Consider the following 12,307-nt stretch of genomic DNA (forward strand, 5'->3'; position numbering starts at 1 on the left):
GGCTTTCCGGCCTTCCATAAGATATGGGACAAATAGGACGAAAAAACAGGCGAAGACCGCCGGACCAACGGCCGTCCGGCAACCAGATACTATCAAAGGGCAATAATTGCCCTTTGGTCCCGGGCTGTAGACGCCCGGCTTTTTTGTTTTGTGGGAGGTGATTCGGCCCATGAAATTTTACACCGCGCCCGAAGTAGCGAAGATGCTGCGGGTGAGAAAGGCTTACGTCTATGAACTGGTGGCGCAGGGCAGGCTTAAGGCGCTGAAGCTCTCGAAGCGGCGCCTGCGGATCTCCGAAGAGGCCCTGCGGGAGTTTCTGGAGAAGGAAGAGGGCCGGGCAGCGGCGAATTAACCCATCGCCGCCCCCGGCCCTCCCGTTTTTATGGGAGGGTTCGGAAATGGCACAGATACGTAAGAGAGGCAGAGGCTTCACGATTTCAGTATACCTCGGCGAAGGGCCTGACGGCAAGAAGCGGTTTTACCACGAGACCTTCTACGGCACCAAGGCCCAGGCCAGGGTGCGGGCCGCCGAGCTGGAGGCCGAACTGAAGAAGGACCGCCTCTTCGGGCCGAAGCCCAAGGGGGAGAGTTTGGGGGAATACCTGGACCGCTGGCTGGAAAGGGTCAAGGACACGGTCTCCGAGAGGACCTGGGAGACCTATGAGTGGCACGTCAGGCGGCTGAAAGGAGCCATCGGGGGACTGCCGCTTGCGGGCCTCACCGCAGGCCAGCTCCAGGACGCCCTGACAGCCCTGGAAGGTACACCCCTGACCAGGAAGAAAATTATCGGGACGTTGAAAACAGCTTTGCGTCGGGCCGTGGCCTGGGGGGAACTGAAGGACGACCCCACAAAGGGGCTCCTCCTGCCCAGGGTGCCCAGGAAGAAGTACACGGTGCTGACCAGGGAGGGGTGGGTAAAACTCCTGGAGGCGGCAAAAAGCTCCCGGCACTATCCGCTGATAAGGCTGCTGGCCGTTACGGGGATGCGTTTGGGGGAGGCCCTGGGGTTAAAGTGGGCGGACGTGGACTTCGCCAGGGGCACGGTGACGGTGCGGCGGAGCGTGGACACCAGGAAGCGGTGTCTTAAGCCGGAAGGGGATGAAGCTAAAACGCCTGCCAGCGAACGCACTATAAGGTTGGACCGGGAGACCCTGGAGGCGCTGGCTGTTCTGAAGAAGAAGCAGGCCAGGGGCAGGGTGGCGTTCATGCGGCAGGAGGACGCCCTGGTGTTCGGGGACGGGGTTACGCCCGTGGCGGAATACTCCGTAGGGGCGGCCCTCCGGCGGGTGCTGAAAAAAGCCGGGCTGCCCAGGATGAGGCTGCACGACCTGCGGCACACCGTGGCCTCCCTGCTCCTGGACGCCGGGGTGCCCGTGACCACCGTGGCCGACCTCCTTGGGCACTCCACTCCGGCCACCACGACGTCCTTCTACGCCCACGCCGTAAGGGGCGGAAGGAGCGCAGTGGACTTCCTCCGTTCAGACAAAAATTCAGACAAACCGGAAAAGCCCAGGTAAACCAAGGGTTTGCGGGAGTTTAAATCGTTCGATTCCTGCCAGGCGCACCAGGATTAAACCCGCCAGCCCGGTTAAGTATATGGGTGGGCGGGTTTTTTATTTCAGGAAACGGGAAGGGGTGCACCCGCTTTATCCTTTTTGCCGCCGCCGGAGTGCCCGTCCGGCCTGTTCCGGCTTGCATGGTACCCGGATGGGGTGCTAAAATCAACAGGATTGCTGCAACCGGGAGGTGCAGCCGGGAGTAATCTTACCGTAAGGAGTGTTTGCAGTGACCAAGCTGTGGGGAGGACGCTTCCAAAAGGATACGGACCACCTGGTGGACGACTTTCATTCTTCCATTTCCTTTGATCAGCGGTTGTACCGCTATGACATACTGGGCAGCATGGCCCACGCCCGTATGCTGGCCCGGCAGGGGATTATAGCTCCGGAAGAAGCGGAGGCAATTATCAGGGGGCTGGAAGAAATCCTGGCTGATATTGAAGAAGGCCGCGTGCAGTTTTCGGTGGCTGCCGAGGACATTCACATGAATATAGAGCAGCTGCTTACCCGGCGCATTGGCCCGGTGGGTAAAAAGCTCCACACCGCCCGCAGCCGCAATGACCAGGTAGCCCTGGACGTGCGCATGTACCTCAGGGACGAGATTGGGGCCATAATTGATCTGCTAAGACAGCTCGTGGAAACCCTGCTGGATCTGGCCGAAAAACACCTGGAAACGGTAATGCCCGGCTACACTCACCTGCAGCGGGCCCAGCCCATTACCCTGGCCCATCATTTAATGGCGTATGTACAGATGTTCGAGCGGGACATGGGCAGGCTGCGTGACTGCCGGCGGCGTACGGACGTCCTGCCCCTGGGTGCGGGAGCCCTGGCCGGGACCACTTTCCCCATAGACCCGTCCCGCGTGGCCGCGGAACTGGGCTTTGCCGCCGTGGCTGAAAACAGCCTGGACGCCGTCAGCGACCGGGACTTTGTGGTGGAGTTTGCCGCCGCCGCGGCCCTGATTATGGTCCATCTGAGCCGCTTTTGTGAGGAAATTGTCCTCTGGTCTTCGGCGGAGTTTGCCTTTGTGGAGCTGGATGATGCTTACAGCACCGGCAGCAGCATGATGCCCCAGAAAAAGAACCCCGATGTGGCCGAACTGATCCGGGGCAAGTCGGGTCGGGTTTTTGGCGACTTGATGGCCCTATTGACCATGCTCAAGGGGCTGCCCCTGGCCTACAACAAGGACATGCAGGAAGATAAGGAAGCCCTTTTTGATGTGGTGGACACGGTCAAGAAGTGCTTGCGGGTGTTTACGCCCATGGTGGCCAGCTTGAAGGTGCGCCCGGAAAATATGGCCCGGGCGGCGCGGGGAGGCTTCACCAACGCCACCGACCTGGCGGACTACCTGGTGAAAAAAGGCGTACCCTTCCGGGAAGCCCATGAACAGGTGGGCAGGCTGGTTTATTACTGCCTGTCCGAAGGCAAGTCCCTGGAAGAACTATCCCTGGAGGAATTCAAGCAGTTCGCTCCCGTTGTCGAAGAAGATGTTTACCGGGCAATTGACATCGGGCAGTGCGTGGCCGCCCGGCGGGTGCTGGGGGGGCCGGCGCCGGAGTCGGTTCGGCAGGCCATCTCCCGGGCCAGGGAAAGGCTGGGCCGCTGATGGCCTGCCTGGGTATCAGTAACGGGGGATGGCCGCCGGTCCGGATAATATATGAACCCGTTTAAATTACGCCCGGTAATAAATTAAACAGTTCACCAAGGTCCCGCACTACACACAAGTGCGGGACTTTAGCTTTTATGAGCGCGGCTTCCTGCAGATCTCCCGTCAGGAGAACGGCCAGGGAGGCTTCCTGGAACATGTCGATGTCGCCGGGGCTATCACCCACGGCGGCTACATTTGTCTGCCGCAGGCCATAATTTTCCAGTAGCTGGCGCAGGTGGTCCCGTTTGAGCTTGCCCGGCTCATCGGCCGACACTCTCACAATGGGCTCGCCCGTTAAAACACCATCCCTGGCGGCCAGCCCGTTGGCGGCATAATAATCAAATCCCAGTTCTTCTGCCAGGCGTGCGGCCAGCAGGTCAAGCCCCGAGGAAATGAGGGCCACTTTCACCTGTTGCTTTTTTAAAGCTTTAATGAGCTCCCGGGCCAGCGGGCGCAGGGGAATTTCTGCAATCACCCTTTCCAGGCGCTCCCGGGGAATGCCCCGCCACAGGGCGGCATCCCGCCGGCAGAACTCCGCATAATTAATTTTTCCCGCCCAGAATTCCGCCTGGTAAAAAATGGCCCGGTTATCCCACAGGCCCAGGCGCCGGTGTACATATTCCCAGGAACTGCGCACAGTTGTCAGGGTTCCATCCATGTCAAAGGCAACAAGTTTAATTGGGGGCAACTCAAAACCACCTGCCCGGTATATTTCAAACCAGCAGGTATATGATACTACATTATCCTGCCCGGTGCCAGCCGGAAACTGCCCGGCGAAATTTCGCGGGAAATATGATATAATGACAGATATAACAAAAAACTAAAGAATTAATTAAGAAAAACCGCTTGACACCTCAATCCGCAAACTGTATACTGGAATACAAGTTTACAGGTAATGACTATGAAGGGGAGCAAGTAACCTGTCTTGCGGGCTGCAGAGAGCCGGGGTAGCTGCGAACCGGTGCCGGAGCAGGTGAAAGGATCGCCCCGGAGTCGCCAGCTGAAAGGCGTCCCGCCGTGTTGACGCCGATTAAGCCGGGCCGGGTTGGTCACCCGTTACCAAAGCCGTGTCCTGGTGGGACACATAAGAGGTCTTTGCCGTGAGGCAAGGGCAAGCAGGGTGGTACCGCGCGAGGATTTCCTCTCGTCCCTGGCAGTTTTTATCGGGCTGCAGGGAAGGGAGGTTTTTTTATATCTCCCGTAAAAACAAAAACATAGGGGTTATACGGAGGGAAGTGTACCTAGGGTTCCGCCCCGCCAGCGGGCGGGGGACTGGTCCGAGCGGTACAGGCTGCCGCGGGCTGGCGGCAGTTACACCGTGGGTATAAAAGACCCGAGCGGAGAGGTTCCACTCTATGGAATTTTCGTTCGGGGTCTTCTTTTTTACTGGTATATGCGGGAGCCGGGTTTGCTTCCTCTTGTGTATTACCCTCCCCGTTCGGGAGATGGCTGTTAAAAATGGACGAAAAAATGAAATTACCAGAATAAAAGGGGTGTTGCTTAAATGGGGCTGATTATTTATCTTAACGGCGAGTTTGTGCCGGAGGAGCAGGCGGTGGTTTCTGTTTTTGACCACGGTCTCCTGTATGGAGACGGCGTTTTTGAAGGTATCCGGGCCTATCACAACCGGGTTTTCAAGCTGAAGGAGCATATAGTGCGCCTTTACGAATCGGCCCGTAGCATAGGCCTCGAGATTCCCATGACCATGGCGGAAATGGAAGAAGTGGTGCTGGAAACCTGCCGCCGCAACGGGTTGCGGGATGCCTACATTCGCCTGGTGGTTACCCGGGGTCCGGGAGACCTGGGGCTGGATCCCCGCAAGTGTTCCCGGCCGACCATTTTCTGTATTGCCGCGTCCATCCAGCTTTATCCGGACGAGCTTTATGAAAAGGGGCTGGAGCTGGTTACCGTGGCCACGCGCCGGAACCTGCCCGAGGCCTGCAATCCGCGGGTCAAATCTTTAAACTACCTGAACAACATTTATGCCAAGATGGAAGCCAACCTGGTGGGCGCGCCCGAAGCCGTTATGCTCAACCAGGAGGGTTATGTGGCCGAAGCCACCGGGGATAACATATTCATCGTTAAAAACGGCATGCTCATTACCCCGCCACCCCATGTGGGTATTCTGGAGGGAATTACCCGCAACACGGTGATGGAAATTGCCCGGCAGAAGGGTATTCAGGTGGAGGAAAAGCTGTTTACCAGGCATGATATATATACCGCCGACGAGTGTTTCCTCACCGGCACGGCGGCGGAGGTCATCCCGGCGGTTAAGCTGGACGGGCGGATAATTGGCGATGGCCGCCCCGGGAAAATAACCCGGGAGCTGATCCGCGCTTACCGGGAGCTGACCAAAGTTGACGGGCCGGTGATTTTCCGGGAAGACGGGAGCGGCATGAGCTGCGCCTGCTGATTTCCGGCAGAGGAATGAACTTCTTCTAAACTTGAGCAAGGAGGACCTGACCGTGCGCAGTGATGCTATAAAGAAAGGTCTGGAAAAGGCCCCGCACCGTTCCCTTTTAAAGGCCCTGGGCCTGGTGGACCAGGAACTGGAACGGCCGATGATCGGGGTGGTGAATTCCTTTAATGAGATTGTGCCGGGGCACATTCATCTCAATGAGATCACCGCCGCGGTCAAGGCCGGTGTGCGCATGGCCGGAGGTACGCCGGTGGAATTTCCCTGTATTGCGGTCTGTGACGGTATTGCCATGAACCACAGCGGCATGAAGTATTCCCTGGCCAGCCGCGAATTAATAGCCGATTCCATAGAGGTCATGGTTCAGGCCCACCAGTTTGACGGCCTGGTGCTGGTCACGGCCTGCGATAAAGTTGTGCCGGGTATGCTCATGGCTGCTGCCCGCCTGGACATTCCGGCCATTGTGATCAGCGGGGGACCCATGCTGGCCGGCCGCTACCAGGGGCGGGATTTATCCCTGAGCAACATGTTCGAGGCCGTGGGGGCCGTGCGGGCGGGACGGATTACGGAAGAGGAACTGGCCGCACTGGAAGAAGCTGCCTGCCCGGGTTGCGGTTCCTGTGCCGGTATGTTCACCGCCAACTCCATGAATTGCCTTACCGAGGCCATCGGTATGGCCCTGCCCGGCAACGGCACCATTCCCGCCGTTTCGGCAGCCCGCCGGAGGCTGGCCAAGCTGACGGGTATGCGCATTGTGGAAATGGTGAAGGAAGATATACGCCCCTCGGCCATTCTCACACCAAAGGCCTTTGAAAACGCCCTGGCGGTGGATATGGCCCTGGGCTGCTCCACCAACACGGTGCTGCACCTGCCGGCCATTGCCCGGGAAGCCGGGGTGGAAATAGACCTGGAGAAAATTAATGAGATCAGTGCCCGCACACCCAATTTATGTAAACTCAGCCCCATGGGACCATATTTCATCCAGGATCTCCATGAGGCCGGTGGTATCCCGGCGGTAATGGCCCAGCTGGCCAGAAAGGACCTGCTCCACCTGGATCTGCCGACGGTTTCCGGGCAGACCGTGGGCGAGCTGATCCGGGACCGCCGGGTGACCAGGGCGGAGGTAATCCGGGATGTGGAAGATCCTTATAGCCCCACCGGTGGGATAGCCATCCTGCGGGGTAACCTGGCTCCCGGCGGGGCGGTGGTCAAGAAGGCCGGGGTGGCCCCGGAAATGATGGTCCACCGCGGGCCGGCCCGGGTATTTGATTCCGAGGAGGAAGCCGTGGAGGCCATCCTGGGCGGCAGAATCAACAAAGGAGATGTCATTGTCATCCGTTATGAAGGTCCCCGGGGAGGCCCGGGTATGCGGGAAATGCTCACCCCCACGGCGGCGGTGGCCGGGATGGGGCTGGATAAGGATGTGGCCCTGTTGACCGATGGACGTTTTTCCGGTGCCACCAGGGGTGCTTCCATTGGCCATATTTCGCCTGAAGCGGCGGAAGGCGGCCCCCTGGCCGTGGTCAGGGATGGAGATATGATCCGGATTGATATACCCAATTATCGCCTGGACGTGGATCTGAGCCCTGAAGAAATAAAAGACCGGCTGGCCCGGTGGACTCCCCCTGCCCCCCGGGCGACCAGGGGTTACCTGGCCCGCTATGCCCGGCAGGTGAGTTCGGCCAGCAGGGGAGCAGTTTTTGAATAGGTGGAGGTGAGGGGCATGAAAAAATCCGGGGCACAAATTCTGGTGGACTGTTTGCGGGAACAGGGCGTTGATACCATCTTCGGTTATCCCGGGGGTGCGGTGCTGCCCATTTACGACGCCCTTTACGATGCGGATATACGGCATATTTTGACCAGGCACGAGCAGGGTGCCGCCCATGCTGCGGACGGCTATGCCCGGGCTTCGGGCCGGCCGGGGGTGTGCCTGGCCACCTCCGGCCCCGGGGCCACCAACCTGGTTACAGGCATTGCCAATGCCTACATGGATTCCGTGCCCCTGGTAGCCTTTACCGGGCAGGTGGTTACCTCCCAGCTGGGTAAGGATTCCTTCCAGGAAGCAGATATAACGGGCATCACCCTGCCCATTACCAAGCACAATTACCTGGTGAAAGATGTGCGTGACCTGGCCCGGGTTATCCGGGAAGCCTTTCATATTGCCACCACCGGCCGGCCCGGACCGGTACTGGTTGATATACCTAAAGATGTCTCCAGTGCTGTAATTGAGTACGAGGATCCCGGCCCGGTAAACCTGCCCGGCTACCGTCCCGTACTGGAACCATCCGCGGAGCAGCTCAACCGGGCAGCCGAGGCCATAGCCCGGGCCGAGCGGCCGGTTATTTACGCCGGGGGCGGTGTGGTTTACTCCGGTGCCCACCGGGAATTACGCCGTTTTGCCGAGCTGATCCTGGCCCCGGTGGCCACCACCCTGATGGGGCTGGGCGGTTTCCCCGGGGATCATCCCCTGGCCCTGGGGATGCTGGGTATGCACGGCAGCAAGTACGCCAACTATGCCGTCTGTGAATGCGACCTTCTGATTGCTGTAGGCGTGCGCTTTGACGACCGGGTTACCGGCAAGCTGGAGAGTTTTGCTTCCCAGGCCAGGATCATGCATATTGACATTGATCCGGCGGAAATAGGGAAGAATGTAAGGGTAGACATTCCCCTGGTGGGTGATGTCAAGCGGGTCCTTTCCGCCCTTATCGAGCGCCTAAAAGCCAAGCTGCCGGGGGCGTGGCAGGAAAAGATCCAGACCTGGAAAAAGGAATACCCCATTACCTATGAGGAAAACGGCCGCCTCAAACCCCAGCAGGTTATCCGGGAGATTTACCGGGTGACCAAAGGCCAGGCCAGAATTACTACCGAGGTGGGCCAGCACCAGATGTGGGCGGCCCATTATTACACTTATACCCGTCCCCGGACCTTTATTTCTTCCGGCGGGCTGGGTACCATGGGCTTCGGGTTGCCTGCGGCCATCGGCGTGCAGGTGGCCTGCCCCGGCGAGACCGTTTTTGATATTGCCGGCGACGGCAGCATCCAGATGAACATTCAGGAGCTGGCCACGGCGGTGAACTACGACCTGCCGGTAAAAGTGGCCATCCTGGACAACGGTTACCTGGGTATGGTCCGCCAGTGGCAGGAGCTCTTTTACAACCGGCGTTATTCCTACAGCGAGCTGGTCAACCCGGATTTCGTCAAGCTGGCCGAGGCCTACGGCGCGGAGGGTATCCGGGTGGAGAAACCCGCCGACGTAAGGCCGGCCCTGGAGCAGGCCCTGGCCACATCCAAGCCCGTGCTCATCGATTTCATCATCGAGAGGGAAGAAAATGTCCTGCCCTTCGTTCCTCCGGGTGAATCCCTGGACCGCATGTTAGGTTAGACCGGGGAGGTGGTATGATGCGACACACCCTGGCGGTGCTGGTAGAAAATAATCCCGGGGTCCTGGCCCGGGTGGCCGGCCTGTTCAGCCGGCGGGGATACAATATCGACAGCCTGGCGGTGGGCCGTACCGATAACCCGGCCATCTCCCGCATGACCATAGTGGTGGAGGGGGACGACCGGGTGCTGGAGCAGGTAACCAAGCAACTGCACAAGCTAATCGATGTTATCAAGATCAGCGACATAACCGCCGACGAATACGTGGACCGGGAACTGGTGCTCATCAAGGTAAATGCCGAGCCGGAAAAGAGAGGAGAAATAATGCAAATTGCTGATATTTTCCGGGCCCGGATTGTGGATCTGGGGCGGCGCACCATGATCCTGGAGTGCACCGGCAATGAGGGCAAGATCAAGGCCTTTGAAGAATCCCTCAAGCCCTACGGGATTAAAGAACTGGTGCGTACCGGCAAAATTGCCATGCTGCGGGGTTCCCGCTATACCAATATCAATTCCAACGGTTCAAAGGAGGATGACTGAACGATGGTCAAGGTTTATTACGATAACGATGCCGATCTCAGCGTGCTGCAGGGGAAAACCATTGCCGTTCTCGGTTACGGGAGCCAGGGGCACGCCCAGGCACAGAACCTGCGGGACAGCGGTTTGAACGTGATTATCGGCCTGCCCGAAACCAGCCGGAGCCGGGAGAAGGCCAGGGCCGATGGTTTTGAGGTTTATACCCCCGGTGAAGCAGCTGCCCGGGCGGATATTATCCAGGTGCTGGTACCCGATGAGGTGCAGCCCCGCCTGTACCGGGAAGACATCGCCCCCCACATGACCGCGGGCAAAACCCTCATGTTCTCCCATGGCTTTAACATTCACTACGGGCAGATTGTGCCACCGGAGGAAGTAGACGTCATTATGGTGGCTCCCAAGGGGCCGGGACACATCGTACGCCGCATGTATACGGAAGGCAAGGGTGTACCCTGCCTGGTGGCGGTACACCAGAACGCCAGCGGCCGCGCCCGGGAAATGGCTCTGGCCTATGCCAAGGGGATCGGCGGGACCAGGGCCGGCGTTTTTGAGACCACGTTCCGGGAAGAGACGGAAACTGACCTCTTCGGGGAGCAGGCGGTGCTGTGCGGTGGAGTCAGCGAGCTGATCAAGGCCGGCTTCGATACCCTGGTGGAGGCCGGGTACGCTCCGGAAATGGCCTATTTTGAATGCCTGCACGAGCTGAAGCTGATTGTGGACCTGATTTACGAGGGCGGCCTGAGCTGGATGCGCTATTCCGTCAGCAATACCGCCGAGTACGGTGATTATATGGTGGGCAAGCGCATAATTAATGAAGAAACCCGCCGGGAAATGAAACGGGTGCTGCAGGAAATCCAGAGCGGCCAGTTTGCCAAGCAGTGGATTCTGGAAAACCAGGCCAACCGGCCCATGTTCAGCGCCATGCGCCGCCGGGAAGCCGAGCACCCCATTGAAAAGGTGGGAGCTGAGCTGCGCAAGATGATACCGTGGCTGCAGAAACGCTGATAGCCGGGTAGAGGGGTGGGGCCCGCCGGTGGGCCTCACCCGGTAACTCCCGGACAACGGCTGAAAAAGGGGGGAGTTGCCTTGAAGATTACCGCTGCCCAGGCCCTCGTCCGCTGCCTGGAGCTGGAAAAGGTGGATATAGTGTTCGGCTACCCCGGAGGGGCCATGCTTCCCGTGTATGACGCCCTCTATCATTCCTCCATCAAGCACGTGCTGGTTCGCCACGAGCAGGGCGCCGTGCATGCTGCAGACGGTTATGCGCGGGCTACGGGGAAGGTAGGGGTGTGCATGGCCACCTCCGGGCCGGGAGCCACCAACCTGGTGACCGGGATAGCCAATGCTTATATGGATTCGGTTCCCCTGGTGGTTTTTACCGGCCAGGTACCCACCAGCCAGGTGGGCACCGATGCCTTTCAGGAAGTGGATATAACAGGTATCACCATTCCCATAACCAAGCATAATTATCTGGTTAAAGATCCGGCCGCCCTGCCCCAGATCATCAAGAACGCCTTTCACATTGCTTCCACCGGCCGGCCGGGGCCGGTACTCATTGACCTCCCCAAAGACGTGGCCGGGGAAATGATCGATTTTTATTATCCTGAAACGGTGAGGCTCCGGGGGTATAAACCCACCTACCGGGGGCATCACAACAAGATTATCGAAGCGGCGGAATTAATCAACAGGTCGCAGCGCCCGGTGATATATGCCGGTGGCGGTATTATTAATTCGGGGGCCAGCGAGGAGCTTCTGGAGCTGGCGGAATTAATTTCTGCCCCGGTTACCAACACCTTTATGGGGCTGTCCAGCTTCCCCGGAGATCATCCCCTGTTTTTGGGTATGCTCGGCCTCCACGGGACCCGCTATGCCAACCTGGCCGTGACGGAGTGCGATTTGCTCATTGCCCTGGGAGCCAGGTTTGACGACCGGGTGACGGGCAAGCTGGCCAAGTTCGCCCCCCATGCGGCGGTAATCCATGTGGACATCGACCCGGCCGAAATCGGGAAGAACGTTCCGGTGCATGTACCCATTGTGGGGGACGTGAAGCTGGTGCTGCGCGCCCTTCTGCCCCTGCTCAAGAAAACCGACCGTTCTCCCTGGCTGGATCGCATCCGGGAACTGCGGGAACTTTTCCCCTTGCGCTACAGCCGTGAGGATGGCTTGAAGCCCCAGTACATCATTGAAGAACTGTACCGCCATACCGGGGGCCTGGCTACCATTGCCACCGATGTGGGCCAGCACCAGATGTGGGTGGCCCAGTATTACCGCTTTAAACGGCCGCGCGGTCTGATATCATCGGGGGGGCTGGGTACCATGGGCTTCGGCCTGCCCGCGGCAGTTGGCGCCCAGCTGGGGCTTCCCGGCCAGCAGGTCATTCTGGTTACCGGCGACGGCAGTTTCCAGATGACCATGCAGGAGCTGGCTACGGTAAGGGAACAGGACCTGCCCATAAAAATATTTATGCTCAACAACCAGTCTCTGGGCATGGTGCGCCAGTTGCAGGAATATTACTGTGAAGGGCGTTACATGGCCGTGGATTTCAAATTCCACCCCGATTTCATCACCCTGGCCGGGGCTTATGATATTAAAGGCTACACCATACAGACGGAAGAAGAAGCGCGGCAGGTCATCCCCGAGGTTCTGGCGGAGCCCGGCCCGGTGCTGGTCAACTGTCTGGTGAGTCCACAGGAAAAAGTTCTACCCATGGTTCCCAGCGGGTGTGGAATTGACGAAACCTTTGAAAGTTGATTCCACTTTGTTTAAGGAGGTCTT

At 58.9% G+C, this 12,307-nt stretch carries 10 protein-coding genes, 1 riboswitch and 1 other annotated feature; of the genes, 9 read left to right on the forward strand and 1 reads right to left on the reverse strand.

From position 1 onward, the window contains the following. The first annotated feature begins 169 nt into the window (after window positions 1–169). From BR83_RS0109475 to argH, 3 genes are all read left to right on the forward strand, one after another. Window positions 170–352, forward strand: a complete 183-nt coding sequence (locus tag BR83_RS0109475) for a helix-turn-helix domain-containing protein (protein ID WP_027356883.1) — start codon at window positions 170–172, stop codon at window positions 350–352. A 46-nt stretch (window positions 353–398) separates the two neighbouring features. After that, window positions 399–1,517, forward strand: coding sequence for a tyrosine-type recombinase/integrase (locus BR83_RS0109480; RefSeq protein ID WP_027356884.1), 1,119 nt, complete (start codon window positions 399–401; stop codon window positions 1,515–1,517). A gap of 268 nt (window positions 1,518–1,785) precedes the next feature. Further along, window positions 1,786–3,162, forward strand: coding sequence for an argininosuccinate lyase (gene argH, locus BR83_RS0109490; RefSeq protein WP_027356885.1), 1,377 nt, complete (start codon window positions 1,786–1,788; stop codon window positions 3,160–3,162). A 61-nt stretch (window positions 3,163–3,223) separates the two neighbouring features. Here the strand turns inward: argH and BR83_RS15585 are convergent, their stop codons facing one another. Beyond that, a complete protein-coding gene (locus BR83_RS15585; protein ID WP_051618093.1) occupies window positions 3,224–3,892 on the reverse strand; it encodes an HAD family hydrolase in 669 nt (222 codons plus the stop codon). Between the two features lie 204 nt (window positions 3,893–4,096). Further along, window positions 4,097–4,359, forward strand: a binding site (T-box leader). A gap of 75 nt (window positions 4,360–4,434) precedes the next feature. Further along, a riboswitch (guanidine-I (ykkC/yxkD leader) is annotated at window positions 4,435–4,546 on the forward strand. A 162-nt stretch (window positions 4,547–4,708) separates the two neighbouring features. On the opposite strand from BR83_RS15585, the gene ilvE reads away from it, so the two are divergent. From ilvE to ilvB (BR83_RS0109530), 6 genes are all read left to right on the forward strand, one after another. Then, window positions 4,709–5,617 carry a branched-chain-amino-acid transaminase gene (gene ilvE, locus BR83_RS0109505; RefSeq protein WP_027356886.1) on the forward strand — a complete coding sequence of 303 codons (909 nt, stop codon included), beginning with the start codon at window positions 4,709–4,711 and terminating at the stop codon, window positions 5,615–5,617. Window positions 5,618–5,669: 52 nt separating this feature from the next. Beyond that, the gene (gene ilvD, locus BR83_RS0109510) at window positions 5,670–7,328 is read left to right on the forward strand and encodes a dihydroxy-acid dehydratase (protein ID WP_027356887.1); all 1,659 of its coding nucleotides are present in this window, start codon (window positions 5,670–5,672) and stop codon (window positions 7,326–7,328) included. A gap of 15 nt (window positions 7,329–7,343) precedes the next feature. Next, entirely contained in the window at window positions 7,344–9,002 is a 1,659-nt protein-coding gene (gene ilvB, locus BR83_RS0109515; protein ID WP_027356888.1) for a biosynthetic-type acetolactate synthase large subunit, read from the forward strand. Window positions 9,003–9,019: 17 nt separating this feature from the next. After that, entirely contained in the window at window positions 9,020–9,538 is a 519-nt protein-coding gene (ilvN, locus tag BR83_RS0109520) for an acetolactate synthase small subunit (protein WP_027356889.1), read from the forward strand. Window positions 9,539–9,541: 3 nt separating this feature from the next. Continuing rightward, window positions 9,542–10,537, forward strand: coding sequence for a ketol-acid reductoisomerase (gene ilvC / locus BR83_RS0109525; protein WP_027356890.1), 996 nt, complete (start codon window positions 9,542–9,544; stop codon window positions 10,535–10,537). 81 nt (window positions 10,538–10,618) lie between these two features. Further along, window positions 10,619–12,283 (forward strand): biosynthetic-type acetolactate synthase large subunit, encoded by a 1,665-nt coding sequence (ilvB, locus tag BR83_RS0109530; protein ID WP_027356891.1) that lies wholly within the window; start codon window positions 10,619–10,621, stop codon window positions 12,281–12,283. Window positions 12,284–12,307: the final 24 nt, after the last annotated feature.

The organism is Desulfofundulus thermocisternus DSM 10259, assembly GCF_000686645.1.
GTDB classification, from domain to species: Bacteria; Bacillota; Desulfotomaculia; order Desulfotomaculales; family Desulfovirgulaceae; genus Desulfofundulus; species Desulfofundulus australicus.